The organism is Streptomyces sp. L7 (assembly GCF_050990935.1).
Lineage (GTDB): Bacteria > Actinomycetota > Actinomycetes > Actinomycetales > Microbacteriaceae > Leifsonia.
On sequence record NZ_CP194644.1, the window covers coordinates 2,611,289 to 2,635,649 of the forward strand.

Here is a 24,361-nt window from a genome sequence, read left to right on the forward strand (position 1 = left end):
GCAACCATATATAATTAGTGGACCATCGTCAACTAACAATCTGCATTGGTGTAAAATTTCCGAGTATGCAAACTTTGCCCACCATTCCCGAAGCGGCGGCGCCTGAGCCCGGGCTGCGCGAGCGCAAGAAGGCGCAGACCCGCGCCGACCTCGAGCGCGCCGCCGTCGAACTCGTACTCGACCGGGACCTGGATGACGTCACGGTCGACGACATCTGCGCGCGCGTCCCGGTCTCGCACCGGACCTTCTTCAACTACTTCGACAGCAAGGAGGACGCGCTCTTCGGCGTCCGCCGGGCGTGGGGCGACCGGGAACTGGTGGCAGCGCGGCTGCAGGAGGCGTACGACGGCAGCGTGGTCGCGGCCATCATCCAGACGCTGTTCCGGGTGCTCCCCGCCGAGACGGCCGACCCGGCGCTGCAGGAGGCACGCATGCTGATCGCCTCGCGCAACCCGGGGCTGATCCGGCGGCGGGTGCGGAGGCTGGACGACCTGAGGAACGGGGTGGTCGCGGCGGTGGCGGAGCTGATCGAAAGGGCCACGGGCGAGGCGCCCATCGCCGGGGTCCCGCTGGAGGCGCAGGCCGAGCTGCTCGTCGTGGCGTGCATCGGGGCGGTGCGGATCGCGGTGCGGGAATGGGCGGCGACCGGGGCGACCGGGGCGCCGGACGAGGTGTCGGCACGGGCGGTGGTGATCGCTCGGGCACTCGCGGGGCTGGCGGCTCGGTAGCGGAGGAGATCCGCGCGCCCTGATCCGAGAATCGCGGTCAGCGGAGGAGATCGTGGCGGGCGGGGGCGGCACGTCCTCCGCCGTTCACCCTGGGCGGAGTTCGGCGAGGAGGACGCGGTCGTGGGCGTGGGTCCACCAGGCGTGCCGGGTCAGTGCGAGGCCCGCGGGGACGACGGCCTCGGCGAGGAGCTCGGGGGTGCGGAACCGCTCGTGGTGCGTGGGGTAGGGCGGCGGCTCGGCGCCCTGGTGACCTGCACCATGGGCGCCGCCGGCCACGGCAGCGCCCGCACGCCCGCCGTGCTGGGAGAGGTCCACCTCGCCGAAGGTCGCGGTGACGACGCGCCCTCCCGGCCGGAGCACGCGCACCCACTCCGCGATCGCGGCGTCGGCGTCCGGGAACAGGTGCACGCCCGTCGCGCACGTCACCAGATCGAACGCGTCATCCTCGAACGGGAGCACCGTCGCGTCGCCCTCGACCAGCGTGGCGCCCAGGAGCGCCGCGCGCGCGACCTCCACCATCCCGCCCGACAGGTCGATGCCGGTCAGCCGCAGCGCGCGGTCACGCGAGTGGAGCGCCCGCAGCACCAGGCCCGTCCCCGTGGCCACGTCGAGCACGTCCCGCACGCCATCGAGGTCGGCGAAGGCGGCAACGGCGGCGGCGAGGTCCCGGTGCATCTCGCTCCGGTCGTACTCCGCGGCCCGGCCGTCGAAGCGGGCACGCACCGCGGCGAGGAGGTCGTCCGTCATGGCGGGAGCCTACGCCCCCTACACTTGCTGCATGACAGCCCCCGCCCTCCTCGCCTTCGCGGGCCTCTGCGCGATCCTGGCGGTGACGCCGGGCCCCGACACCTTCCTCGTGCTGCGTTACAGCCTGGCGCGGCCGGGCGCCGGGCTCGCGGCGTCGGCGGGGTCTGCCGTGGGCTCGATGCTGTGGGCGCTCGCCGTCGCGCTCGGGCTGGCCGCGCTGCTGGAGCAGTCCGCCGAGGTCTACCGCGTCGTCAAGATCGCCGGCGGCCTCTACCTCCTCTACCTCGGCGTCGCCGCGCTCGTCGCCAGCCGCCGTCACGCCGCCCAGGGCCCGGAGGCGAGGGTACGGACGACCGCCCTCCACTCCGGCTTCCTCGCCGGGGTGCTGTCCACTGTGATGAACCCGAAGGTCGGCCTCTTCTTCCTCGCCATCGCGCCGCAGTTCGTGCCGCACGACGGCGCCGCGATCGGAAACACGCTCCTGCTGGGCGCGATCGACGCGGTCGTCGCCGCGGCCTACCTCACGGTGGTGGCGCTGCTTGCGTCGCGGGCGGTCCTCTGGCTCAAGCGGCCCTCGGTGACGAAGACGCTCGAGCGCATCTCGGCCGCGATCCTCGCCGCGCTCGGCATCGGGACGATCGCACTGAGCGCCACCGAATGAAGGTGCGGCTGTCCTGACAGGCTGACATCATCCACAAGGTGTACGGTTGTTCTGACATTTAGATCGACTTGTGGAGGACCCGGATGCAAGCCGAGTACCCGCTGCCCGTGGACCTGTTCGACAGCCTCGACAAGTCGAGTCCCGTGCCGCTCTACTACCAGCTCGCGACGGCGCTGGAGGCCGCGATCCGCTCTGAGACGGTTCCTCCGGGATCGCGGCTCGAGAACGAGATCTCGCTGGGCCACCGGCTCGGACTCTCGCGCCCCACCATCCGGCGTGCGTTGCAGGAGCTGGTCGACAAGGGACTCCTGGTCCGCCGCCGCGGCATCGGGACGCAGGTCGTGCACGGCCGGGTGACCCGCAACGTCGAGCTGACCAGCCTCTACGAAGACCTCGGCCAGTCCGGGCAGACGCCGACGACCCGCGTCATCTCGTACGAGATCGGGATCGCCGACGAGACCGCGGCGAGCGAGCTCGGTGTCCCGGTCGGCAACCCGGTGCTGGAGCTCACCCGGCTGCGGTCGGCGGATGGCGTGCCGCTGGCGATCCTCGAGAACACTCTGCCCGAGGACTTCATCGACATCTCGCGGGAAGACCTGGAGTCGCGCGGCCTCTACCAGCTTCTGAAGGCGCGCGGCGTGGCGATACGGGTCGCCAACCAGCGGATCGGCGCGCGCGCCGCGAACGCGAACGAGGCCGGTCTCCTGGAGATCCGTCGCGGGTCACCCCTGCTGACCATGTCGCGCACCGCATTCGACAACTCCGGCCGGGCCGTGGAGTTCGGGCGGCACGTGTACCGGCCCGACCTGTACTCGTTCGAGCTGACCCTCGTCGATCGCTGAGCCGCTCGCCGAAGGGCACGAAAACGCCCGCAAAACCGCGGTTCAGGGGCGTTTACGTGCCCTTCGGCGCTCGGGGTCAGGCGTAGAAGGCGGGGCGGGTGGGCGACTCGACGGAGACGGGGCCGGACTTGTCGAGCGCCCTCACGCCGGCCTCGCACGCGAGGGCGACGAGGTAGCCGTCCCACGCGTTCGGCCCGGCGATGAGCGAGCCGTCGCGGACCGCGTTCACCCACGCCTGCACCTGGGCGTCGTACGCGCGGGCGAACCGGGTCTTGAAGGTCGTGTGCTCGGCGATCGAGAACGCGGCGTCGGACCACCGCTGCAGTCCGGACGGCTGGCCGATCCGCGCGACGCCGGTCTGGAAGACCGCTTCGGCGCCGACCTGGTAGCCGAACTGCACGCTGACGTTCATCTCCACGTCGACCAGCACGCCGTTCTCCAGCTCGATGAGCACCAGGATGGGCTCGCGCAGCCGCTCGGGCGCGCGGTCGTTGCGCCGCGGGTACTTGACCTCGACGCTGCGGACGGGCGACCCGGCGAGCCACGGCATGACGTCGAACTCGTGCACGACGGAGTCGGTGATGAGCATCGACTGGGTGTAGCTGTCGGGCACCGACGGGTTGCGGTGCACGCCGCGGAGCATCAGCAGGTCCCCCGCGTCGCCACCGACGATGAGCTCGCGCAGTGCGCGGTACTCGTCGTCGAAGCGCCGCATGAAGCCGAGCTGGATGTGCGGGCGGTCGAGCTTCTGCTCCAGCTCCAGGATGCGCAGCGACGACGCGCTGTCCGGCGTCAGCGGCTTCTCGCACAGGATGGGGAGCTCGGCCTCGAGCGCGGGCACCAGGACGGGCTCGTGGAACTGGCCGGGCGTCGCGATGATGACGGCGTCGAGGGCGGACGCCTCCAGCGCGTCCTGGACGCTCGCGAACGCGGCTGCCCCCGGAGCAGCGGCCGCCGCGGCTTCCGCCCGGCCGGCATCCGGCTCCACGATCGCCGAGACGGTGGCTCCGCTGATCGTCCGGGTGATGCGCTGGATGTGGTCGGCGCCCATCTGCCCGGCGCCGACGACGCCGACGCGGAGGTCCTGGTTGGGGGTGGTCATACGGTGTGGCTCGATTCTGTGCGTGGCGGAGGGTGTCAGCGGGCAGAGGGTGTCAGCGGGCGGAGGGTGTCAGCGGGTGCGGGTCAGCGGCGAGCATCCGAAGATGTGCTGGCGGGTGCGGGTGGCGATGCCGAGCGGGACGTCGATGTCGATGCCGGGCATGTCCTGCTCGACGATCGCGAAGGTCTCCGGGTCGATGGCGGCGACAGCCTCGATGATCGGCGCGAAGTCCGGGATGCCGGCGGGCGGCTCGACCATCACGTCGATGGCGGCGTCCGCGAACGCGACATCGTTCTTGAGCACCTCGAAGCGCAGCTCCGGGTCGATCTGCTTGAGGTGCAGATATCCGATGCGCTCCGGGTGGTCCCTGATGAGTCTGAGGTTGTCGCCGCCGTAGTAGGCGAAGTGGCCGGTGTCCAGGCAGAGATTCACGTAGCGCGGATCGGTCTGCGCGAGGAGGCGCTCCACCTCGCGGTGCGTGCCGACGTGGGAGTCGGCGTGCGAGTGGAACTGCTGTCGGAGGCCGTATTCCTCCAGCAGCATACGACCGAGACGATCGTGGCCGGCGGCCAGCGCCTCCCACTGCTCGTCGGTCAGCGTGCGCGGCTCCAGCGTCTCGCCGGTGGCATCCGAACGCCAGAGGTCGGGGATGACGACGATGTGCTCGCCGCCGACCGCGCGGGTCAGCGCGGCGACCTTCTCCACCTGCTCGGCGGCGCGGTCCCACTGGTCGGCGCCCTTGTGGAAGCCGGTGAAGACGGTGCCGCCGCTGATCCGGAGGTCGCGCTTCGCGAGCTCGTCCAGGAGCTGCGCCGGGTCGGTCGGGAGGTAGCCGTACGGGCCGAGCTCGATCCAGTTGTAGCCCGCGGCCTGCGCTTCGTCCAGGAAGCGGTCCCACGGCGTCTGCCGCGGGTCGTCCGGGAACCACACGCCCCACGAGTCGGGCGCGGTGCCGATGCGGAGGCCGGAGGTGTGGGCCTCTGCAGGGCGGCGGTCGGTGGCGGTGTCGGTCATCGTCGTCCTTCGCTGGTCGTCGTGGTTCGGTGCGGCGCGCTCAGCCGAGCAGGGGCCGCTGCTGCTTCTGCTGTCGGAGGTAGTCGGTGCGGGCGGTCTGCGTGCTCTCCAGCTCGGAGACCTCCGCAACCGGGACGTCCCACCAGCCCTCGCCGTCCGGTGCGTACACGAACGGGTCGGAGTCGATGTGGATCAGTGTGGCGGTCGGGCTCGCCTTGGCCGACTTCACGGCCTCCTCCAGCCGGGCGGCGGCGTCCGGGCCGGGCGCGAGCTCGATCACGTCGATACCGAAGCTGCGCGCGTTGGCGGCCAGGTCGACGGGGAGGAAGTCGCCGCGCTCGAAGTTGAGCTCGGCCTCGTCGCGGTACCGGTAGCGGGTGCCGTAGCGCTGCGAGCCGACGGTCTCGGAGAGGTGGCCGATCGAGGCGTAGCCGTGATTCTGGATGAGCACGACGACGATCTTGATTCCCTCGGCGACCGCGGTAGCGAGCTCGGTGTGCAGCATCAGGTAGGAGCCGTCGCCCACCAGGACGATGACGTCGCGGTCGTCGCCGGCCGCCTCCAGCCCGCGCTTGACGCCCAGGCCGCCGGCGATCTCGTAGCCCATGCACGAGAAGGCATACTCGACGTGGTAGCCGAGCGGGTCACGCACCCGCCACAGCTTGTGGAGGTCACCGGGGAGGGAGCCGGCCGCCTGCACGACGACGTCGCGCGGGTCGGAGGCGCGTTGCACAGCCCCGACGATCTGCGGCTGTCCGATGAGCGGGGGCCGGCCCGTCGGGTCCGGATCGGCCGGGGCCAGCGCCTGGTCGGCCACCCGGTCCCATTCCGTCTTCTCCTCAGCGATCCAGGTCGCGTAGCCGGCGTGCACGGAGTACCCCGCCAGCGCGTCGATCAACGCGGCGAGGCCCTCCCGCGCGTCGGCGATCAGCGGGAGCTGCGAACCGTGCTTGTACGCGTCGAAAGGCGCGATGTTGAGGTTCACGAACCGCACGTCCGGGTTCTGGAAGACCGTACGGCTGGCCGTGGTGAAGTCGCTGTAGCGGGTGCCGACCCCGAGGACGAGGTCGGCCTGCGCCGTGATCCGGTTGGCGGCGGTTGTGCCGGTCGCACCGACGCCGCCGAGGTACTGCGGGTGGTCCCAGCTCAGCGACCCGCCGCCGGCCTGAGTGGTGCCGACCGGGATGCCTGTGACCTCCACGAACGCGCGCAGCACATCCTCCGCGCCCGAGTAGAGGACGCCGCCGCCGGCGACGACCACCGGGCGCTGTGCGCTCCGGATCGCGTCGACCGCGGCCTGGAGCGCCCAGCCCTCAGCGGCCGGACGGCGGACGTGCCACTCGCGCGGGGCCAGGAACTCCTCCGGCACGTCGAGCGCCTCGGCCTGCACGTCCTCCGGCAGCGCGATGGTCACCGCGCCCGTCTCGGCCGGGTCGGTCAGCACACGCATCGCCGCGAGCGCGATCGAGAAGAGCTGCTCCGGTCGCTGCACGCGATCGAAGAACCGCGACACCGGCCGGAACGCGTCCGTCACCTGGATGCCGAGGTCGTGCGGGTGCTCCAGCTGCTGCAGCACCGGGTCGGCGACGCGGGTCGCGAAGGTGTCCGACGGCAGCAGCAGGGCGGGGAGGCGGTTGGCGGTCGCGAGCGCGGCGCCGGTGATCATGTTCGCGGCGCCCGGCCCGACCGAGGCGGCCGACGCGAGCGTGGCTCGGCGGCGGTGGATGCGGGCGTAGCCGACCGCCTGGTGGACCATCGCCTGCTCGTTGCGCGCCTGGTAGTACGGCATCCGCGTCGGGTCCTGCACGTTCGCCTGCTTGAGCGCCTGGCCGAGGCCGGCGACGTTGCCGTGCCCGAAGATGCCGAGCATGCCGGGGATGGTCCGCTCGCGCGTGTCGCCGTCGACGGTCCACTGGTTGGCGAGGAACTCGACGAGGGCCTGGGCCACCGTCATCCTGCGGGTCGTCATCGGGCGGCTCCTTCGTTCGCGGTGGCGGTCGCGGCGGGGGCGGTCGCGGCGGGGGCGGTCGCGGCGGTGACTGTGGTCGCCGTGCTCGTCGCGTACGGGAGGCGCGGGTCCTGCTCGGCGCCCTCCCACGTGCTCCGCAGCCAGGTCTGGCGCGGGTCGTCGCTGATCAGCCAGGCGCGCTCCTCGCCTGGGCCCGCCATGACGTTGAGGTAGTAGAGGTCGTACTCCGGAGCCGCGACCGCGGGACCGTGGTACCCGAACGGCACGAGGGCGATGTCCCCCGTGCGGACGAGCGCGTTGGTCTCGATGTCGCCGGCCGCCGAGCGGTAGCTGGCGAAGCTGCCGAAAGCGTCCGCGGTGGGCGGCGCCGCGGCGCCGCGGACGGGAGCGGCCTCGAAGTAGTAGATCTCCTCCAGCCGGGACTCGTGCCCTGGCACGTCCTCGTCGTGCTTGTGGGCGGGATGCGACGACCAGTTGCCCGCGGGCGTGATGACCTCGCAGACGATCAGGGCGGCGGCGTCCAGAGCATCCGGAGTGCCGAAATTATGCACCTGTCGGGTGTCCCGGCCGGCCCCGCGCAGTTCGACCGGAACCTCGCTCCTGCCGATGTAGGCCGTCGGCTTGCGGACGCTGGTCGGCGCCTCCGCCACGGCGACCCGGCCGAACCCGCTGATCGTCAGCGCGTTGCCGGCGCCCACGTAGACCACGTCGGTCGGTCCGTCGAAGACGCTCGACCGCCCGGCGAGGTGGGTCGTCTCCCCTCGTGCTCCACCGCGAACGACCCGGCCAGCGGGACGACGATGCGCTCGACGTCGCCGGCCTCCAGCTCGACCGCGTTGCCGGCGAGTTCGGCGACGCGGAGACCGGTGTGCTGCCAGCCGTCGAGCGAGTCGTCGACCACGGACTCCCACCAGCGGTCGCTGAGCGCGCCGCGCGGGAAGAACCATTCGTTCTGCTCTGCCATGCCCGGGTCCTCAGCTGTTCTGCGGGAAGCCGAGGTTGATGCCGCGGTTGTCCGCATGGTGCCGCGTCGCCGGGTCGAGCCAGCGGCTGGTGATCGCCTTCTCCCGGGTGAAGAAGTCGAAGCCGTGCACGCCGTACGCCTTGGCATCGCCGAACAGGGAGGCCTTCCAGCCGCCGAACGAGTGGTACGCGACCGGGACGGGGATCGGCACGTTAATGCCGATCATGCCGACCTGCACCTCGTTCTGGAAGCGCCGGGCCGCCCCGCCGTCGTTGGTGAAGATCGCGGTGCCGTTGCCGAACTGCCCCGAGTTGATCAGGTCCAGGCCCTCCTGGAAGGTCTGCACCCGCACCACGGACAGCACCGGCCCGAAGATCTCCTCGCGGTAGGCGGCGGAGGTCGTCGGGATGTTGTCGATCAGGGTCGGGCCGAAGAAGAAACCGTCCTCATGCCCCTCGACCGTGAAGCCGCGGCCGTCGACCACGATGTCCGCACCGTCGGCCTCGGCGATGTCGACGTAGCCGGACACCTTGTCGCGGTGCACACCGGTGATCAGCGGCCCCATGTCGGGTTCGCCCTGGCCGTCGCCCGCGCCGTTGCCGATGCGGAGCCGCCCGATGCGCTCGGTGATCTTTTCGATGAGGTCGTCCGCGACGGGCTCGACCGCGAGCACGACCGAGACGGCCATGCAGCGCTCCCCCGCCGCGCCGTACCCGGCGTTGACCGCCTGGTCGGCGACCAGGTCGAGGTCGGCGTCGGGCAGCACCAGCATGTGGTTCTTCGCACCGCCGAGCGCCTGGACGCGCTTGCCGTTCTTGGACGCCGTCTCGTAGATGTACTCCGCGATCGGGGTCGAGCCGACGAATGAGATGGACTGGACGACCGGGCTGTTCAGCAGGCCGTCGACGGCGAGCTTGTCGCCCTGCAGCACGGTGAACACGCCGTCCGGGAGGCCGGCCTCCTTCCACAGCCGCGCCAGCCAGAGGGCCGCAGACGGGTCCTTCTCGCTCGGCTTGAGGACCACGGCGTTGCCGGCCGCGATCGCAACGGGGAAGAACCACATCGGCACCATCGCCGGGAAGTTGAACGGCGAGATGATGCCCACGACGCCGAGCGGCTGCTTGAGCGAGTACACGTCGATGCCGGTCGAGGCGTTCTCGGAGTACGCGCCCTTGATGAGGTGCGGGAACCCGGTCGCCAGCTCCACGACCTCCTGACCGCGCAGGATCTCACCCATCGCGTCGGAGAGCACCTTGCCGTGCTCGGCCGTGATGATCGACGCCAGCTCGCCCTTGCGTGCGTTCAGCAGCTCGCGGAACGCGAAGAGCACCGACTGCCGCTTGGCGATCGAGTACTGCCCCCACACCTCGAAGCCGCGCTGCGCCGAAGCGATCGCCTCGTCGATCTCGGCCTGATCGGCCAGGGCGACGTTCGACGTCGCCACGCCGAGGGCCGGGTTGAAGACCGGAGCGGTGCGACCGCTCGCGGAGGGCCGCTCGGCCCCGTCGATCCAGTGCGGGATCGTCGGCAGCTCGCCCGCGGCGACGGCGGCGGTGGTGGTGGTGGTGTCGGTGGTGGCGTCGGTGCTGGTCATGATCGTGTTCCTTCGCGGTACTGCGTGCGGTGAGCGGGCCGGATCAGCGGCCGTGGACGAGGGAGGCGGCGATGTCGACCGCGTGGCCGACATCCCCGTCCTTCGGATAGAGGAGGGTACGCCCGACGACGAGCCCGTGCACGCCCGGGAGCGCCAGCGCGGCCTCCCACGACGCGAAGGTCTCCTCCGGCGCGGCGTCGGTGTCGCCGCCGAGCAGAAGCGTGGGCAGGGTCGTCGCCGCCATGACGCGCTCCATCTCGGGGACGACCGGCAGCTTGAGCCAGGTGTACGCAGACGAGGCGCCGAGGCCCGCGGCGATGGCCACCGACTGGATGACCGCGTTCGTGGTGAGGTCGTTCACGACGCGGCCGTCGTTCGACCGGCTCATGAACGGCTCGAGGAGGATCGGGAGCCGCGCCCGGGCCGCCGCGGTGACCGCGTTCGCGGTCGCTTCCAACGTGCGCGCCGTTCCGGCGTCCTCCAGGTTGACGCGGACGAGCAGCTTGGCCGCATCCACGCCGTCGCGCACCATCGCGTCGACGTCGTAGCCGGTGTAGCGGTCGTCCATCTCGAAGACGGCCCCACGGAGGCCGCCGCGGTTCATCGAGCCCACGGCGATCTTGTCGTCGAGGGCGCCGAGCAGCGCCAGGTCTTCGATGATGTCGGGGGTGCCGAGCACGCCGTCGACCCCCGGACGCGACAGCGCGAGCGCGAGCCGCTGGAGCAGGTCGTACCGGTCGGCCATCGCGATCGGGTCGTCGCCGACGCCGAGGGCGCCGCGCGCGGGGTGGTCGGCGGCGACGATGAAGAGACGGCCGTCGTCGCGGACCAGCGGGCGGCGGGTACGGGCGGAGAGCACGGTGGCGACATCGTCAGGGCTGGTGTGCCGGCGGCCACGGAGGCGCTCGAAGGCCGCCGCGTCGAGGATCGGAGCGGGGCCGGCGATCAGGTCAGCTGGGCACATTCTGGAGCTCCTTCAGCACCGATTCGACCTCGGCGGTCGTCGGCATGGCGGTGGAGCACTCGCGGCGCGTGGCGACGATGGCTCCGGCGATGTTGGCGAAGCGGATGACCCGCTCGAGCGGCCAGTCCTGCAGCAGGCCGTAGCAGAGCGCGCCGCCGAAGCCGTCGCCGGCGCCGAGGCCGTTGACGACCTCCACGAAGTAGGGCGGCACCTCCACCGTCTCTTCGCGCGTCTTGGCGAGCACACCGCGCGGACCCTGCTTGACGACGGCCAGCTCGACGCCGCGCTCGAGGAGGGCGTCGGCGGCGCGCATCGGCTCGGTCTCGCCCACCGCGATCTCGCACTCCTCGCGGTTGCCGACGGCGACCGTGACGTGGCCGAGCGCGCGCTCCACCTCGGCGGTCGCCGTCGCCCCGCTCGGCCAGAACATCGGCCGGTAGTCGAGGTCGAGGACGGTGAGCGGCCGGCGGCCCCGCGCCTCCCACGCCACATGGTGCGCGGTGCGGCTCGGGTCGCGGGAGAGCCCCGTCACTGTCGACCAGTAGATGCGCGCCCGGCTGATCGCGTCGAGGTCGAGGTCCTTCGCCGTGATGGCGAGATCCGGCGCGAGCGGGTCGCGGTAGAAGTACAGCGGGAAGTCGTCCGGCGGGAAGATCTCGCAGAAGGTCACCGGCGTCTTGAGGGTGCCGACGGTGCCGACGAACCGGTCGTCCACGCCGAGCCGGCGCAGCTCGCGGTGGGCGTAGCGGCCGAACGGGTCGTCGCCGGTGGCGGTGACGACGGCCGAGTGCAGGCCGTGGCGGGCGGCGGCGATCGACACGTTGGTCGCGCTGCCGCCGAGGAACTTGCCGAAGGTCTCGACGTCCTCCAGGCCCACCCCGTCTTGCAGCGGGTAGATGTCGACCCCGATGCGCCCGATGGTGATCAGGTCGAAGGGCTCCCTCTGCTCTGCCATGTCGTGGAACTCCTTCGCCGGGGTCGTGCTGTGTTCGCTGGTGACAGCCTACACCGTATGTTCTATCAAACTGACAAGCTTTCTGCCAGTATGAAAGCAATCGCTCGTCCTGAACCATCGGAGGACCCCATGCCCCTCGTCCGCATCGACCTGCAGGAAGGCCGCTCCGCAGCGGCCGTCCGCGACATCGCCGACGCCGTCCACGGCGCCATCGTGAGCGAGTACCGCATCCCCGTGCGCGACCGGTTCCAGATCGTCGGCGAGCGCCCGGCGGGCTCGATCATCGCAGAGGACGCCGGGCTCGGCTTCGACCGCACCGAGGGCGTGGTCGTCATCCAGATCTTCACGCAGCGCGGCCGCACGACCGAGGCCAAGCAGAGCCTGTTCGCCGAGATCGCGCGGCGACTCGGGACGGTCGGGGTCGCCGGGGAGGACGTCTTCATCGGTTACGTGGAGAACGGGCCGGAGGACTGGTCGTTCGGCTTCGGGAGGTCGCAGTACCTGACCGGGGAGCTCGCCGTGCCGAGCGCGGCGGTGGCGTGAGCCGAGCGCGGCGGTCGCGTGAGCCGAGCATCGGCGCCGGATCAGGGCGTCGCGACGCTCGCCTGCAGCGCCCGGATGAGCGACTGCGCGTCGTACGGGCCGACGTGACGGCGGCCGTTGATGAAGAAGGTCGGCACGGCGGTGATGTCCATCGCCTCCGCGTCGAGCATGTCGTCTCGCACGCGCGCCGCCACCTCCGGCGAGCTCAGGTCGGCCTCGAATCGCTCCAGGTCGAGTCCGAGCTCGGCGGCGCGGCGCAGGATGTCCGACGGGAGCTGGTGCTCCTGGTCGGCGAACAGGCTCCGCTCGAACTCGAAGAACTCGCCCTGCCGGGCCGCGGCCTCCGACGCCTCCGCCGCAGCGAGCGCGTTGGGGTGGAACCGGGTCAGCGGGGCGTGCCGCCACACGTAGCGGAGGTCGTCGCCGAGGACCTCGCGCACCTCGCCCACCGATCCGGTCGCCTTGAGGCAGAACCCGCACTGGAAGTCGCCGTACTCCACGATCGTGAACGGCGCGTCGGCGTCGCCGAAGACGTGGTCGCGTTTCGGGTCGACCGGGCGCACGAGGGTGAGGCCCATCTCCTCCTTGGGCCGGCGCAGGTCCGAGAGGCGGAAGACGATCGTCGCGACGACGAACGCGATCACCGTCGCCGCCAGGACGCCGACCCGAGCGGCGTTCTGGGCGCCCTCCTCCGGGATGGCGAGGTCCACGATGAAGAGCGAGATGGTGAAGCCGATCCCGCACAGGGCGGCGCCCCCGGCCAGCCGGTCCACCGTGAGGCCCGGGCCGAACTCGCCGATGCGGAGCGCCCGCAGCAGCACGGTGGAGCCGAACACGCCCACGAACTTGCCGACCACGAGCCCGGCGACCACGCCCCACGCCAGCGGCGAGACGACCGCGCCGACCAGGATGTCGCCGTTCAGCCGCACGCCCGCGTTGGCGAGCGCGAACAGCGGCAGCACCACGTATGCGACGTACGGCGACCACGCCGACTGCAGCCGCTCGTTGATCGAGATGGATTCCCGGAGGCTGTTCGCCGCCGCACGCGCGTACTCGGTGTTCGGTGACTGCCGGAACGTCCGGGCGAGGTCGAGCGCGTGCTCCACGTCCCTCCGGTTGGGCCGGTACACCGGGATGAGCAGCGCGATCGCGACCCCGGCGAGGGTGGGGTGCACGCCCGAGGCCAGGAACGCCAGCCAGATGATGACCGCCAGCGTCGCATAGACCGGCCCGCGGCCGCCGCGGAGGTAGCGCGTGAAGTAGACGCCCACCAGCCCGACCGCCGCGACGATCAGCGGCACCGGGTTGAAGTCCTTCGTGTAGACCAGCGCGATGATGCTCAGCGCGCCGATGTCGTCCACCACGGCGAGCGCGAGCAGGAACACCCGCAACCGGCCGACCGCGCGCGGCCCGATCAGGGCGAGGCCGCCGACCAGGAACGCCGTGTCGGTCGAGATCACGACGCCCCAGGCGTTCGCATGCCCGGTCCCCATCGCGAACAGCACGAAGATGACCGCGGGCACCGCCAGCCCGAAGATCGCGGCGACGACGGGGACGACGGCGCGCGACCAGCTGGTCAGCTCCCCGATCGCGAACTCGCGCCGCACCTCCAGGCCCACGGTGAAGAAGAAGATCGCCATGAGCGCGTCGTTGACGAGCGCGTGCAACGTGAAGTCGAGGTGGAGGTCGCCCACCCCGAGCGTGAGGTGCGTCTCCCAGAAGTGCTCGTAGCCGGCGAATGAGATGTTCGCCCACACGATGGCGACGAGCGTCGCGAGGAGCAGGAGGAGCGCGCCGATCCGGCTGCGCCCCATCGCCCGGAACCGCTCGGCCAGGGTGGGCCGGCGGTCGCGGGACGCGCCGACGGCCTCCGGATCCGGCGAGCGCTGGATCAGGGTCAGGTTCGTCATGGTCCATCTCAGCGCGTTCGGCGCGAGAACGCCAGACCCTGGGGGCGAGTGAGGACCGTGTGGTGGAGGACTCTGGAAATCGAACCAGACAAGTCGCCCCGATAGGCGAGTCCCCCGCGGACTACTACACCTTACGCGCTCGAGCGCGTGGCCGCGGTCTCTCCTCCGCCGTGTCGGCCAGCGCGCCCAGCAGCCGCAGCTTCTCCGCGTCGGCCTCGGTGGCGGCGTGGTAGAGAACGAGCACGATGCCGTCGGTGCCGGTTACCTGCAGCTTCTCGCGGTGCACGGCGAGCGGCCCGACCTGGGGATGCTGGAACGCGAAGGTCGCTCCCTGGCGCTCGCGGACGTCGTGGCGGCTCCACAGCCTCCGGAACACCGGGCTCGCGATCGACAGCTCGCCGACCAGCTCGACCACGCGCGCGTCGTCGGCGTCGGCACCGACCGAGCGCCGGAAACCCGCGATCAGCACGGCCGAGGCGGCCTCCCAGTCGGGGAAGAGGGCCTGCTCGGCGGGGTCGAGGAAGACGTCGCGCATCCGGTTGCGGCCGGGGACCAGCCGCGGCGAGAGCGCGGACGCGAGGGAGTTCGCGGCGAGCACGTCGAGGTAGCGGCCCTCCACGAACGCGGGGAACGGAAGCTGCGGCACGAGGGCGGCCAGGCTCTCGGGGAGGGTCTCGGCCCGCGGTCGGCGTGGCCGTCGCGGCGCGCGGTCGCTGTCCGGCAGCCCGAGCAGGTAGGAGGTCGCCTCGTCGTCAAGCTGAAGCACGCGGGCGATCGACCGCAGCACCTGCCCGGACGGGTTGCGGTCGCGGCCCTGCTCCAGCCGCAGGTAGTACTCGGCGCTGATGCCGGACAGCATCGCGACCTCCTCGCGGCGGAGCCCCGCCACCCGGCGCGTGCCGAGCACGGGGATGCCGACGCTCTCGGGCGAGACGAGCTCGCGGCGCGCGCGGAGGAACTCCCCCAGCAGGTTGCCCGGCACGTCGGTCTCCACGTTCATGCGGTCCACGCTACGCGGACCCGGACCTTCGAGGCTGTCCCTCCCACTACCAGTGTGGTTAGGGGCTGGCTGCCTCGAGCGTGTGGAGGAACCATCGAAGGGTCAGCACCCGATCAACCGAAAGGACCGAGCATGGCCGACCAGCGCATCCTCGTCACCGGCGGCTCCGGCTTCATCGCCGGGCACATCATCCTCCAGCTCCTCGGCAGCGGCCACGAGGTCCGCGCCACCATCCGCTCGCTCGGCCGCGAGGACGCCGCGCGCGCCGCCCTGGCCGAGGCCGGGATGACCGACGGCGATGCGCTGCGCTTCGTCGCGGCCGACCTCCTGGACGACGCCGGGTGGGCGGACGCGATGGACGGCGTCGACGCGGTCCTGCACGTCGCCTCCCCTGTGCACGTGGGGCCGGTGGAGGACGAGGACGAGGTGATCGTGCCGGCGCGGGAGGGCACGCTCCGGGTGCTCGGCGCCGCTCAGAACGCCAGGGTGCCGCGCGTCGTGCTCACCTCCGCCTTCCACGCGGTCGGGTTCGGCCATCCCCCGCTCGGCCGCGCGTTCACCGAGGCCGACTGGTCGCCGCTCGACGGGCCGGGGATGGACGCCTACGGGCGCAGCAAGGTGCTCGCCGAGCGCGCGGCGTGGGAGCTGCTCGCCGGCGGCCCCACCGAACTCGTCACGCTGCTCCCCGTCGCGGTCGTCGGGCCGCTGATCGGCACCGGCATCTCCGGGGCGAACCACCTGGTCCGGCGCGTGCTCACGGGCGAGCTGCCCGCGTACCCGGACTTCGCCGTCCCGTTCGTGGACGTGCGCGATGTCGCCGCGGCGCACGTCGCGGCGATCACCGCGGAGGGTGCAGCGGGCGAGCGCTTCCTGCTGGCGTCGCAGGAGGACGCGGTACCGCTGGCGGAGGTCGGCGCCGTGCTGCGGGACGCACTCGGCGAGCGCGCGAGCCGCGTGCCTCCGGCGACGGCGCTGCTCCCCGACGCGGCGGTGCGCTCGGCGGCGGAGGCGAACCCGGGGATGCGTCCGCTGGCGGCCGAGCTCGGGTACCGGAAGAAGGTGTCGAGCGAGAAGGCGCGGCGCGCGCTGGGGTTCCGCCCTCGGCCATGGGAGGAGGCGGTGACCGCGGCGGCCGAAAGCATGCTCGCCACAGGCCTGGCCTGACGTCAAGGAGGACGTCAACGGCCTTTTCCCGCGGTTTCAGGGGCGTTTACATGCCTTACGGCGTTCTCGGGTCTGCGAGGAGTGCGGCGTAGAGCTGCTGCGTCGCGGCGCTCGGCGAGATGCCGAGCTCCTCGCGGAGCAGCGAGCGCAGTCCGCCGTAGACCGCGACCGCAGCCCCGGCATCGCCCTGCCGGCGGAGGGCGCGCATCAGCACCTGGTAGCCGGTCTCGCGCAGCGGCGCGACCGCGACCAGGCGGCGGCCCGCCCGTACCGCGGCCGGAAGCTCCGTGCCGCCCATCTCCAGGGCCGCCACGGCGTAGGCCTCCAGCGCGCGCACCAGGATGTCCGCGAGCACGCCACGCTCCTCCTCGATCCAGCCGGCGTCCTCGCCAGGCAGGAACTCCCGCTGCGCCACGAGCATCGCGCCGATCGCGGGCCCCCAGGCTGCGGCCCAGTGCCCGAGCGCGACCTGCGACTCGGCGCGGTGGACGGCCTGCTCGGCCCACTCGACGTCCACGTGGGCGTCCTCCCCCAGCGCCAGCCGCAGCGCCGAGCGGCCCTCCAGCGCGTCCGGGCCGAGCAGCCGCCGCAGCTTGGACACCAGCGGGTTCAGCCCCGCGCCGTGCTGTTCGAGCGCGCCCGGCCAGACGGCCTCGGCCAGCTCCTCGCGTGTGCACGGCCGATGCCGGTTGAGCACGAGGTACACGAACAGCAGCCGACCCTGCCGGCCGGGGAGGCCGGCCTCCAGCCGCTCACCAGCACGCTCGAGGTGCAGGGTCCCGCAGAGCTGCACCCGGACCCCACCGGACGCCAAGGTCATGACAACATTCTGCCAACGGCCCCTGCGTAGAACTATGAGGGAGGACGAGATGACCAGGATCATCCGGTGCGAATGCGGCTACATCGCCCGCGGCGAGACGGACGCCGAGGTGGTGGACGACATCAGCGCTCACATGCGGTCCGACCATCCTGCCCTCTTCCAGGCAGTCGCGCGGGAGGACCTGCTCGGCTGGATCCAGTTGGAGTGAGCCGCAAGGAGCCCACCATGAGCTCCACCACCACCCGAGCCGATGCACGCGACGTGCGCGCCGGGGCTCCCCTCGTCGAGCCGGACTGGCTCGAATCCCACCTCGCGGACCCCGGCGTCCGGGTCGTCGAGGTGGACGTGAACGCCACCGCCTACACGTCGGGCCACCTCCCCGGCGCGGTGCTCTGGAACCCGTACGCCGACCTCAAGGGGCCCGACTACCGGCCGGTCGGCGATAACGCGATCCGCACGCTCTTCGAACGCTCCGGGATGACCCCGGACACGACCGTCGTCCTCTACGGCTACGCGCCGTCGCTCGGGTTCTGGCTGATGAAGCTCTACCGGCACGCGGACGTACGCGTCCTCGACACCTCCCGCGCGGTCTGGCAGGAGGCCGGCCGGCCCTGGACGACCGAGGCGTCCGAGGTGACGCCCACCGTCTATCCGCTGCCCGCTCCGGCCGGCTCGATCCGGGCCACCGCAGCCGACGTGCTCGCGGCGATCGGGCTCCCCGGCACCGCGATCGTGGACGCCCGCAGCGCCGCCGAGTACACCGGCGAGCGCTTCTGGCCGTCCGGCACCCCGGAGCCCCGCGGCCGCGCCGGTCACGTCCCGTCGGCGGTGAACGTGGACGCCGCAGGCGTCTTCGACGAGCGTGGCCGGTTCCGCGACCGCGACACCCTGGCGGGCATGTTCGCCGCGATCGACCCCGCCGCGGACGTCATCACCTACTGCACGATCGGCAACCGCGGCTCGGCGGAATGGTTCGCGCTGCGCTACCTGCTGGGGCACGAGGCCGCGCGCGTCTACGACGGCTCGTGGGCGGAGTGGGGGCACGACCCGGACACGCCGATCGCGTGACCGGGCGGGCTAGCTAGCCGTCCTTCCGGATCCACCGGAAGGACAGCCGGCACGCGATCAGCCCCGCCACCAGCCAGATCAGCAGCACCACCGCGATCCAGCCGAGCTGCCAGCTTCCGCTCGGCTCGGCCGACTCGAAGCTCGCCGGGAGGAACACGCTCCGCATCCCCTGCGCGATCCACTTGAGCGGGAACAGGCTGGCGATGTTCTGCAGCCAGGTCGGCAGCAGGTTGAACGCCAGGTAGACACCTGAGATGAACTGCAGCACCAGCACGATCGGGATGATGACGGCCGTCGCGCTCTTGCCCGTGCGCGGCACTGCGGAGAGCGCGATGCCGAGGACTGCGGAGGTGACGATGCCGAGCGCGTAGATCCACGCGAAGCGCAGCCAGGCCTGCGGCTCGGTCGGCAACGCCACTCCGAACAGCACCCGGGCCACGAGCAGCAGCAGTGCGATCTGCAGGACACTGGTCGCGATGACCTGCCCCATCTTGCCGAGGAAGTAGGAGACGACCGGCAGCGGGGTGCCGCCCAGGCGCTTCAGCGTCCCGTCGCTCTTCTCCACGGCGATGTCGACGGCGAGGTTCTGCACACCGCTCAGCAGGATGCCCGCGGCGATCATCCCCGGCAGGTAGTAGGCGGCCTGCGTGATGCCGCCGCTGCCGTCGGGCGCGGCCCCGACCTTGCCGAGGCCCTGGAACGCGACCGAGAAGATCCCGAGCATGACGACCGGGAAGAGGAACGTGAAGAAGATGGTGTCCGCCTGGCGGAAGTACATGAGCACCTCGTAGCGGATCCGGGTCCACCCCAGCGCGACCGAGGTCATGCGGCCACCTCCTCGCCGGACGCCGCACCCCGGGCGCGACCGTCGTTCGCCGTGGCCGCCCGCTCGTCGGCCTCCCGCACCAGCCCGAGGTAGATGTCCTCCAGGCTCGGCCGGATGACCTCCAGGTCGCGCGGCTCCCCTCCCGCCTCGGCGGCGAGCCGGGCGACGAGCGCGCCGGGGGCGTCGGTGCGCTCCTCGTGGGGCGCGCCCGCCGCGTCCCGCCAGCGGACGATCGGCACACGGGCGGAAGACCCGCCGAGCGCGTCCACCGCGCCGATGTCGAGCAGCGCACCGTGGGCGATCACCGCGGCCCTGTCGCTGAGCTGCGCGGCCTCGTCCAGGTAGTGGGTGGTGAGCAGGATGGTCGTGCCCTCGCGCTTGAGCGTGCGGACCAGCTCCCAGAACTGTCGCCGCGCCTCCGGGTCGAACCCGGTCGTCGGCTCGTCGAGGAACAGCAGCTCGGGACGCCCGATCACGCCGAGCGCGACATCCAGCCGCCGGCGCTGGCCGCCGGACAGATTGCGGATGCGGACCTTCGCCTTCTCCTCCAGCCCGACGGCGGCGATGACCTCCTCGACATCGCGGCTGCGCGGGTAGTACCGCGCGAACTGCGTGAGCTGCTCGCGCACGGTCACGTTCGCGGCTTCGGCGCCGGACTGCAGCACGATCCCCAGCCGGGCCTTCCACACGGTGCCCGCCTTGCCGGGATCGGTGCCGAGCACGCTCGCCTCACCGCCGGACCGGTCGCGGTAGCCCTCCAGGATCTCGATGGTCGTGCTCTTCCCCGCGCCGTTCGGCCCGAGCAGTGCGAAGGTCTCCCCTTCGGCGATCTCGAAGTCGACGCCGCGCAGGGCCTCGAACGACCCGTACGACTTGCGGAGGCCGCGCACGACCACGGCAGGAGGACGTGAACTCATGGGGTAATCATGCCGCGCGTGAGATGGGGCGCGCAGCACCGAGCCATCGACATTCGTGCGTCGTGCGTCGTGCGTCGTCCGTCTCCGGCGCTACTCGCGCAGCGCGAGCCCGTGCCCCGGGCGCCGGTCGGGCGTGAGCGCTCCGTCGACCAGCGGCAGCGCGCCGGTGAACACCATCGGCTCGAGCCGAGCGTGGTCGTGGAAGTACTCCAGGTGGCGGAAGTTCCGGGTCGCGCAGCCCGCGTGCGCGGCGAGCTGCGGCGCGCAGTGCGCCGAGACCGGGACGCCGTGGGCGGCCGCGAGTCCGCTGAGCTGGAGCCAGCCGGTGTAGCCGCCGCAGCGGGTGACGTCGAGCTGGAGGCAGTCCACCGACCCGAGCAGGGCGACCGCGTCGGACGGGCGGTACACGTACTCCCCCGCCGCGATGTCGGCGGACGCTCCCGCGCGCACGGCAGCGAGCTGGTCGGGGTAGTCGGAGCTCACCGGCTCCTCGAACCAGGTCACGTCGAATTCGCGCAGGGCGCGCTCGACGCGCAGCGCCTGGCCGACGCCGTACGCGCCGTTGGCGTCCACGAACAGGCCGACGTCGGGTCCGATCGCGCGCCGCGCGACCTCCACGCGGTGCAGGTCGCGGTCGACACGGGTGCCCCACGATTCGCCGATCTTCAGCTTCACCCACCGGCAGCCGTCCCGCGCCCAGCCGGCGAGCTGGTCGTGCAGCCGCTCGTCGTCGTAGGTCGTGAAGCCGCCGCTGCCGTACGCGGGCGCGGAGGCGCGGACCCGGCCGAGGAGGTCGGCCAGCGGCATCCCGTGCGCGCGGGCCCGTGCGTCCCAGAGCGCCACATCGACGGCCGACAGCGCGCACGCGCCGATCCCCGGGCGCCCCGGGTTCCGGAGCGCGTGCTCCAGGTCGGCGACGATCGCGCCGAGGTCGGTCAGCGACCTTCCGCGCAGCAGCGGCGCGAGCTCGTCGTCGACCACGGTCGCGGCGGCGGCCGAGCTGTAGGTGTAGCCGAGGCCGGTCACGTCGCCCGCGTGCAGCAGCACCACGGTGAGCGTGGTCGCGTCCCAGGTGGCCGTCCCGTCCGCCTCCGGGGCATCGGTGGGGATGCGGAAGACGCGGGTCTCGACCGCGTCGATCACCGGGAGCATCCCGTCGAGCTGCCCGCTCATGAGCGTTGCCTCACCCGGTCGGAGGACAGCGCCCGTTCGACCGCCGCTGCCGGGATGCGCTCGGCGGTGCGGCCGGGACGGTCGACGCGCACGGGGACGCCGCGACGCGCACCGAGTTGCAGCGCAAGCACCTCGGCGAGGTGAAGCGGCCGCTGATCCGGGTCGAGTGCGTCGCCGAGCTGCTCCACCTGCGTGCGGCAGCTGAAGCCGTCCGCGATCACGCGCGCCTCGGCGCCCGCCTCGCGGAGCGCCGGCAGCAGCGCGTGCTCCGCGGCAGCCGCCGACACGTCCAAGTGGCCCGCCTCGAAGCCGAAGTTGCCGGCGAGGCCGCAGCAGCCCTCCACGGTCGTGGTCTCGATGCCGGCGGCGTCGAGGATGGCCTGGTCGGCGCCGAAGCCGCCGACCGCATGCTGGTGGCAGTGCGGCTGGACGACCGCGCAGCCGCCGACGTGCGGTGGCGACCACTCGGGGGTCCGCTGCAGCAGCTCGGCGAACGAGGTCGCGCGCTCGGCGACGACGGCGACGTTCGGGTCGTCCGGGAGCAGCTCGGGAGCGTCGGAGCGGAACACCGCGAGGCAGCTCGGCTCCAGCCCGACCAGCGGCACGTCATCTCCCAGCGCTTCGGCGAGCGCCGCGGCCGTGTGCGCGAGCATCCTGGCCGCGGTCGCGAGCTGGCCGGTCGAGATCCAGGTCAGCCCGCAGCACAGGTGCCCGGGCGGCAGGACGACGCGGTAGCCGGCGTCCTCCAGCACGGTGACAGCCGCGCGCCCGATGGACGGGTGGAAGTTGTCGGTGAAGGTGTCCGGCCAGATCATCACGTCGCCGAGCGGCGCGGGAGGCGCGGGAGGCCGGGCGGCGAACCAGTCGGTGAAGCGCTGCGGCGCGAACCGCGGCACCGGCCGGTCGGGCTCCACGCCGCCGAGGCGCTTGGCGACGCGGGAGAGGCCGGGAATGCGCGCGAGTCGATTCACGAGCGCCGGGGCGACGCTCGCCATCCGCGCCCAGATCGGCAGCCAGCCCATCGTGTAGTGGGCCGCAGGCCGCAGCCTCCCCGCGTAGTGGTGCGACAAGAACTCGGCCTTGTAGGTCGCCATGTCGACGTTCACGGGGCAATCCGTCTTGCAGCCCTTGCACGACAGGCACAGGTCGAGCGCGTCCCTCACTTCGGTGGAGCGCCAACCGTCGGTGATCGGACTCTGCCGGTACTGCCCCTCCAGCATCTCGAACAGCAGCCGCGACCGGCCGCGGGTGGAGTGCTCCTCCTCGTTCGTGGCGCGGAACGACGGGCACATGACGTTGCCGCTGTGGCTGCGGCAGTTGCCGACGCCGACGCAGCGCAGGGCCGCGCGGTCGAACCGCCCGCGGTCCTTCGGGTACGAGAAGTGCAGCTCCACGTCGACCTTCGGGCCGTAACCGGCGCCGAGCCGGAGGTTCTCGGTCGGCAGATAGGGACGAACGACCTTGCCGGGGTTCATCCGGTCCTGCGGATCGAACAGCGCCTTGAACCGCTCGAACAGCCGCACGACCGCGTCGCCGAACATGATCGGCAGCAGCGCGCCGCGCGACTGCCCGTCGCCGTGCTCGCCGGAGAGCGAGCCGCCGTACTGGGCGACCAGCTCGGCGCCCCGGCCGATGAACGCGCGGTAGTGCGCGATCCCCTCCTCTGTGACGAGGTCGAACGGGATCCGGCAGTGCACACAGCCCTGGCCGAAGTGGCCGTAGCGGGAGACGTTCTCGTAGCCGAACTCCTGGAGGAGCCGGCCGAAGTCGCGCAGGTAGTCGCCCAGCCGCTCCGGGGGACGGCGGCGTCCTCCCAGCCCTCCCAGGTGTCGGGCCGGTCGGGGATCCAGGCGGTGGCGCCGAGACCGGCCTCCCGCACCTCCAGGATCTCCTTCTGGTGCTCGGCGTCGTCGAACTCGCGGTCGGCCGGGACGATCTCCCGCTGTTTGAGCGCCTCCACCATCCGCCGCGCCTTGGCGTCGGACTCGTCCTTGGTGTCGCCGCCGAACTCGCAGACGAGCCAGCCCTCACCGTCGGGCAGCAGGTGCAGCGCCTCCACGTTCTGGCGCTTGGTCTTCTGGTCCTCCACCAGCACCTCGTCGATCCCCTCGATCGTCAGCGGGTCGTGCTCGGCGATCGCCGGGGCGGCGTCGGCGGCGTCCTCGATGCTCGGGAAGCCGAGTACCAGGAAGGTGCGGGCGGGGGCACCGGCACCAGGTCGAGTTCGGCGTGCAGCACGGTGACGAGGGTGGACTCGGAGCCGACCAGCGCCTTGCCCACGTCGAAGCCGGCCTCGGGCAGCAGCGAGTCGAGGTTGTACCCGGAGACCCGGCGCGGGATGCGCGGGTAGCGTTCCCGGATGAGGTCCCCGTCCTCGTCGGCGAGCTCGCGCATCGCGGCGTAGAGCTCGGCGACGCGGCCGCCGGCCCGCTGGATGCGCTCGAACTCCCCCGGGGAGGTCGGGCCCGCCCAGAACCGGTCGCCCTGATAGGTCAGCACCTCCATCCGGCGCACGTTGTCGACGGTCTTGCCGTAGGCCTGCGCGCTGGAGCCGCACGAGTTGTTGCCGATCATCCCGCCGAGCGTGCAGTGCGAGTGCGTCGCCGGCTTCGGCCCGAACTGGAGGCCGTGCGGGGCGAGCACCGCGTTGAGGTCGTCCAGCACGATGCCGGGCTCGACCACGGCCACGCGCGCGTCGGGGTCGACGGAGAGCACCCGGTTGCAGTACTTGCTCCAGTCGATGACGACCCCGTGGTTGGTGCATTCCCCGGCGAGGCTCGTGCCGCCGCCGCGGCTGAACACCGGCGCGGAGAACTCTCGGCAGGCGGCGATGGCCTCCACTGCGGCCTCCACGGTGTGCGGGATGACGACGCCGATCGGCACCTGCCGGTAGTTGGAGGCATCGGTCGAGTAGGCCGCGCGGCTGCCGTCGTCGAAACGCACCTCCCCGTCCACGCGATCCGCCAGCGCGCCGGCCAGCATGCGGACGTCCACGCCGCCGGAGGTGATCACGCTCGACATCACTCGTCGATCTGTTCGAGCAGCTTCTTGGAGGCCCGCGCGATGTCGTCGTGGTCGTTCTGCGCCGCGCGGCTCTCCAGCGAGATGACCCCGCAGCGGTGGACCTTGGCGAAGTCGCCGTACGGGAAGCTGTAACGGCCCTTCGTCTCCTCGCTCTTCTCGGCGTCCTCGCCGAGGTGCCAGAGCGCGTACTGCTCCCAACCGTGCTTCTCGATGAACGCGTTCTCCTGGTCCGCGCTCGGCGCGTGCTCGCTCCAGTCGTCGCGCTCGTCGCGGACCACCGTGCCCTTCTCGACGAGCGAGCGGGCGTGGTCGAGGGCTTTCCGGTTGAGCTTGACGGTCATTGGCGTGCCTTCCTGTCGTGCCTTCCTTGGCGTGC

General features: G+C 71.9%; 23 protein-coding genes and 2 pseudogenes. 7 read left to right on the plus strand and 18 right to left on the minus strand.

What is annotated here, in order from left to right:
* The first annotated feature begins 65 nt into the window (after window positions 1–65).
* Window positions 66–728: a TetR/AcrR family transcriptional regulator gene (locus tag ACR5MH_RS13040; protein WP_431347582.1), complete on the plus strand. Its 663-nt coding sequence runs from the start codon at window positions 66–68 to the stop codon at window positions 726–728.
* A gap of 84 nt (window positions 729–812) precedes the next feature.
* On the opposite strand, the gene ACR5MH_RS13045 is transcribed toward ACR5MH_RS13040, so the two are convergent.
* Window positions 813–1,475 carry a class I SAM-dependent methyltransferase gene (locus tag ACR5MH_RS13045; protein WP_431347583.1) on the minus strand — a complete coding sequence of 221 codons (663 nt, stop codon included), beginning with the start codon at window positions 1,473–1,475 and terminating at the stop codon, window positions 813–815.
* A 31-nt stretch (window positions 1,476–1,506) separates the two neighbouring features.
* Between ACR5MH_RS13045 and ACR5MH_RS13050 the strand changes: the two genes are divergently transcribed.
* A complete protein-coding gene (locus ACR5MH_RS13050; protein ID WP_431347584.1) occupies window positions 1,507–2,136 on the plus strand; it encodes a LysE family translocator in 630 nt (209 codons plus the stop codon).
* An 83-nt stretch (window positions 2,137–2,219) separates the two neighbouring features.
* Window positions 2,220–2,978, plus strand: a complete 759-nt coding sequence (locus ACR5MH_RS13055; RefSeq protein ID WP_431347585.1) for a GntR family transcriptional regulator — start codon at window positions 2,220–2,222, stop codon at window positions 2,976–2,978.
* A 76-nt stretch (window positions 2,979–3,054) separates the two neighbouring features.
* Here the strand turns inward: ACR5MH_RS13055 and ACR5MH_RS13060 are convergent, their stop codons facing one another.
* The 7 genes and pseudogenes from ACR5MH_RS13060 to iolC form a co-directional block, all read right to left on the minus strand.
* A complete protein-coding gene (locus ACR5MH_RS13060) occupies window positions 3,055–4,080 on the minus strand; it encodes a Gfo/Idh/MocA family protein (protein WP_431347586.1) in 1,026 nt (341 codons plus the stop codon).
* A 69-nt stretch (window positions 4,081–4,149) separates the two neighbouring features.
* Window positions 4,150–5,094 carry a sugar phosphate isomerase/epimerase family protein gene (locus tag ACR5MH_RS13065; protein WP_431347587.1) on the minus strand — a complete coding sequence of 315 codons (945 nt, stop codon included), beginning with the start codon at window positions 5,092–5,094 and terminating at the stop codon, window positions 4,150–4,152.
* A 40-nt stretch (window positions 5,095–5,134) separates the two neighbouring features.
* Window positions 5,135–7,063 (minus strand): 3D-(3,5/4)-trihydroxycyclohexane-1,2-dione acylhydrolase (decyclizing), encoded by a 1,929-nt coding sequence (gene iolD / locus ACR5MH_RS13070; protein ID WP_431347588.1) that lies wholly within the window; start codon window positions 7,061–7,063, stop codon window positions 5,135–5,137.
* A pseudogene (locus ACR5MH_RS13075) lies at window positions 7,060–8,084 on the minus strand (5-deoxy-glucuronate isomerase). Before ACR5MH_RS13075 ends, iolD begins: the two are co-directional and overlap by 4 nt.
* Window positions 8,038–9,621 carry a CoA-acylating methylmalonate-semialdehyde dehydrogenase gene (locus ACR5MH_RS13080; RefSeq protein WP_431347590.1) on the minus strand — a complete coding sequence of 528 codons (1,584 nt, stop codon included), beginning with the start codon at window positions 9,619–9,621 and terminating at the stop codon, window positions 8,038–8,040. Before ACR5MH_RS13080 ends, ACR5MH_RS13075 begins: the two are co-directional and overlap by 47 nt.
* Window positions 9,622–9,664: 43 nt before the next feature.
* Window positions 9,665–10,585: a class I fructose-bisphosphate aldolase gene (locus ACR5MH_RS13085; RefSeq protein WP_431347591.1), complete on the minus strand. Its 921-nt coding sequence runs from the start codon at window positions 10,583–10,585 to the stop codon at window positions 9,665–9,667.
* Window positions 10,572–11,540: a 5-dehydro-2-deoxygluconokinase gene (iolC, locus tag ACR5MH_RS13090; protein WP_431347592.1), complete on the minus strand. Its 969-nt coding sequence runs from the start codon at window positions 11,538–11,540 to the stop codon at window positions 10,572–10,574. The genes ACR5MH_RS13085 and iolC overlap by 14 nt, the downstream gene beginning before the upstream one ends.
* Before the next feature lie 129 nt (window positions 11,541–11,669).
* Between iolC and ACR5MH_RS13095 the strand changes: the two genes are divergently transcribed.
* Window positions 11,670–12,083 carry a tautomerase family protein gene (locus tag ACR5MH_RS13095; protein WP_431347593.1) on the plus strand — a complete coding sequence of 138 codons (414 nt, stop codon included), beginning with the start codon at window positions 11,670–11,672 and terminating at the stop codon, window positions 12,081–12,083.
* A gap of 41 nt (window positions 12,084–12,124) precedes the next feature.
* Here the strand turns inward: ACR5MH_RS13095 and nhaA are convergent, their stop codons facing one another.
* Window positions 12,125–13,993: a Na+/H+ antiporter NhaA gene (gene nhaA, locus ACR5MH_RS13100; protein WP_431347594.1), complete on the minus strand. Its 1,869-nt coding sequence runs from the start codon at window positions 13,991–13,993 to the stop codon at window positions 12,125–12,127.
* A 124-nt stretch (window positions 13,994–14,117) separates the two neighbouring features.
* Window positions 14,118–14,993 (minus strand): helix-turn-helix domain-containing protein, encoded by an 876-nt coding sequence (locus ACR5MH_RS13105; RefSeq protein WP_431347595.1) that lies wholly within the window; start codon window positions 14,991–14,993, stop codon window positions 14,118–14,120.
* Between the two features lie 132 nt (window positions 14,994–15,125).
* Between ACR5MH_RS13105 and ACR5MH_RS13110 the strand changes: the two genes are divergently transcribed.
* Window positions 15,126–16,157, plus strand: coding sequence for an NAD-dependent epimerase/dehydratase family protein (locus ACR5MH_RS13110; RefSeq protein WP_431347596.1), 1,032 nt, complete (start codon window positions 15,126–15,128; stop codon window positions 16,155–16,157).
* 55 nt (window positions 16,158–16,212) lie between these two features.
* On the opposite strand, the gene ACR5MH_RS13115 is transcribed toward ACR5MH_RS13110, so the two are convergent.
* Window positions 16,213–16,977 carry an AfsR/SARP family transcriptional regulator gene (locus ACR5MH_RS13115; protein ID WP_431347597.1) on the minus strand — a complete coding sequence of 255 codons (765 nt, stop codon included), beginning with the start codon at window positions 16,975–16,977 and terminating at the stop codon, window positions 16,213–16,215.
* Window positions 16,978–17,026: 49 nt separating this feature from the next.
* Here ACR5MH_RS13115 and ACR5MH_RS13120 point away from each other — a divergent pair, with 49 nt between their 5' ends.
* Window positions 17,027–17,185, plus strand: a complete 159-nt coding sequence (locus ACR5MH_RS13120; RefSeq protein ID WP_185275210.1) for a DUF1059 domain-containing protein — start codon at window positions 17,027–17,029, stop codon at window positions 17,183–17,185.
* 17 nt (window positions 17,186–17,202) lie between these two features.
* On the plus strand, window positions 17,203–18,045 hold the full coding sequence (locus ACR5MH_RS13125) for a sulfurtransferase (protein ID WP_431347598.1): 843 nt from the start codon (window positions 17,203–17,205) through the stop codon (window positions 18,043–18,045).
* A gap of 13 nt (window positions 18,046–18,058) precedes the next feature.
* Here ACR5MH_RS13125 and ACR5MH_RS13130 read toward each other — a convergent pair whose 3' ends face one another.
* The 7 genes and pseudogenes from ACR5MH_RS13130 to ACR5MH_RS13160 form a co-directional block, all read right to left on the minus strand.
* On the minus strand, window positions 18,059–18,871 hold the full coding sequence (locus ACR5MH_RS13130) for an ABC transporter permease (protein WP_431347599.1): 813 nt from the start codon (window positions 18,869–18,871) through the stop codon (window positions 18,059–18,061).
* Entirely contained in the window at window positions 18,868–19,788 is a 921-nt protein-coding gene (locus ACR5MH_RS13135) for an ABC transporter ATP-binding protein (RefSeq protein WP_433861833.1), read from the minus strand. Before ACR5MH_RS13135 ends, ACR5MH_RS13130 begins: the two co-directional genes overlap by 4 nt.
* Window positions 19,789–19,878: 90 nt before the next feature.
* On the minus strand, window positions 19,879–20,961 hold the full coding sequence (locus ACR5MH_RS13140) for an enolase C-terminal domain-like protein (protein ID WP_433861834.1): 1,083 nt from the start codon (window positions 20,959–20,961) through the stop codon (window positions 19,879–19,881).
* Window positions 20,958–22,502 (minus strand): (Fe-S)-binding protein, encoded by a 1,545-nt coding sequence (locus tag ACR5MH_RS13145; protein WP_433862651.1) that lies wholly within the window; start codon window positions 22,500–22,502, stop codon window positions 20,958–20,960. The genes ACR5MH_RS13140 and ACR5MH_RS13145 overlap by 4 nt, the downstream gene beginning before the upstream one ends.
* Window positions 22,479–23,149, minus strand: a pseudogene (locus tag ACR5MH_RS13150) (FAD-binding oxidoreductase); the annotation flags it as partial. The gene ACR5MH_RS13145 and the pseudogene ACR5MH_RS13150, both read right to left, overlap by 24 nt.
* The gene (locus tag ACR5MH_RS13155) at window positions 23,077–23,982 is read right to left on the minus strand and encodes an FAD-binding oxidoreductase (protein WP_433861835.1); all 906 of its coding nucleotides are present in this window, start codon (window positions 23,980–23,982) and stop codon (window positions 23,077–23,079) included. The pseudogene ACR5MH_RS13150 and the gene ACR5MH_RS13155, both read right to left, overlap by 73 nt.
* Window positions 23,982–24,326 (minus strand): hypothetical protein, encoded by a 345-nt coding sequence (locus tag ACR5MH_RS13160; protein WP_431347602.1) that lies wholly within the window; start codon window positions 24,324–24,326, stop codon window positions 23,982–23,984. Before ACR5MH_RS13160 ends, ACR5MH_RS13155 begins: the two co-directional genes overlap by 1 nt.
* Between the last annotated feature and the right edge of the window lie 35 nt (window positions 24,327–24,361).

Excerpts from the sequence above, each read along its gene's own strand:
- ACR5MH_RS13095 (WP_431347593.1), top strand. The coding sequence starts at position 11,670 with ATGCCCCTCGTCCGCATCGACCTGCAGGAAGGCCGCTCCGCAGCGGCC.
- iolD (WP_431347588.1), bottom strand. The coding sequence starts at position 7,063 with ATGACGACCCGCAGGATGACGGTGGCCCAGGCCCTCGTCGAGTTCCTC.
- ACR5MH_RS13080 (WP_431347590.1), bottom strand. The coding sequence starts at position 9,621 with ATGACCAGCACCGACGCCACCACCGACACCACCACCACCACCGCCGCC.
- ACR5MH_RS13140 (WP_433861834.1), bottom strand. The coding sequence starts at position 20,961 with ATGAGCGGGCAGCTCGACGGGATGCTCCCGGTGATCGACGCGGTCGAG.
- ACR5MH_RS13120 (WP_185275210.1), top strand. The coding sequence starts at position 17,027 with ATGACCAGGATCATCCGGTGCGAATGCGGCTACATCGCCCGCGGCGAG.
- ACR5MH_RS13085 (WP_431347591.1), bottom strand. The coding sequence starts at position 10,585 with ATGTGCCCAGCTGACCTGATCGCCGGCCCCGCTCCGATCCTCGACGCG.
- ACR5MH_RS13155 (WP_433861835.1), bottom strand. The coding sequence starts at position 23,982 with ATGTCGAGCGTGATCACCTCCGGCGGCGTGGACGTCCGCATGCTGGCC.
- ACR5MH_RS13060 (WP_431347586.1), bottom strand. The coding sequence starts at position 4,080 with ATGACCACCCCCAACCAGGACCTCCGCGTCGGCGTCGTCGGCGCCGGG.
- ACR5MH_RS13130 (WP_431347599.1), bottom strand. The coding sequence starts at position 18,871 with ATGACCTCGGTCGCGCTGGGGTGGACCCGGATCCGCTACGAGGTGCTC.
- ACR5MH_RS13040 (WP_431347582.1), top strand. The coding sequence starts at position 66 with ATGCAAACTTTGCCCACCATTCCCGAAGCGGCGGCGCCTGAGCCCGGG.
- ACR5MH_RS13135 (WP_433861833.1), bottom strand. The coding sequence starts at position 19,788 with ATGAGTTCACGTCCTCCTGCCGTGGTCGTGCGCGGCCTCCGCAAGTCG.
- ACR5MH_RS13050 (WP_431347584.1), top strand. The coding sequence starts at position 1,507 with ATGACAGCCCCCGCCCTCCTCGCCTTCGCGGGCCTCTGCGCGATCCTG.
- ACR5MH_RS13115 (WP_431347597.1), bottom strand. The coding sequence starts at position 16,977 with ATGACCTTGGCGTCCGGTGGGGTCCGGGTGCAGCTCTGCGGGACCCTG.
- iolC (WP_431347592.1), bottom strand. The coding sequence starts at position 11,540 with ATGGCAGAGCAGAGGGAGCCCTTCGACCTGATCACCATCGGGCGCATC.
- nhaA (WP_431347594.1), bottom strand. The coding sequence starts at position 13,993 with ATGACGAACCTGACCCTGATCCAGCGCTCGCCGGATCCGGAGGCCGTC.
- ACR5MH_RS13110 (WP_431347596.1), top strand. The coding sequence starts at position 15,126 with ATGGCCGACCAGCGCATCCTCGTCACCGGCGGCTCCGGCTTCATCGCC.
- ACR5MH_RS13145 (WP_433862651.1), bottom strand. The coding sequence starts at position 22,502 with ATGTTCGGCGACGCGGTCGTGCGGCTGTTCGAGCGGTTCAAGGCGCTG.
- ACR5MH_RS13055 (WP_431347585.1), top strand. The coding sequence starts at position 2,220 with ATGCAAGCCGAGTACCCGCTGCCCGTGGACCTGTTCGACAGCCTCGAC.
- ACR5MH_RS13105 (WP_431347595.1), bottom strand. The coding sequence starts at position 14,993 with ATGAACGTGGAGACCGACGTGCCGGGCAACCTGCTGGGGGAGTTCCTC.
- ACR5MH_RS13125 (WP_431347598.1), top strand. The coding sequence starts at position 17,203 with ATGAGCTCCACCACCACCCGAGCCGATGCACGCGACGTGCGCGCCGGG.
- ACR5MH_RS13160 (WP_431347602.1), bottom strand. The coding sequence starts at position 24,326 with ATGACCGTCAAGCTCAACCGGAAAGCCCTCGACCACGCCCGCTCGCTC.
- ACR5MH_RS13045 (WP_431347583.1), bottom strand. The coding sequence starts at position 1,475 with ATGACGGACGACCTCCTCGCCGCGGTGCGTGCCCGCTTCGACGGCCGG.
- ACR5MH_RS13065 (WP_431347587.1), bottom strand. The coding sequence starts at position 5,094 with ATGACCGACACCGCCACCGACCGCCGCCCTGCAGAGGCCCACACCTCC.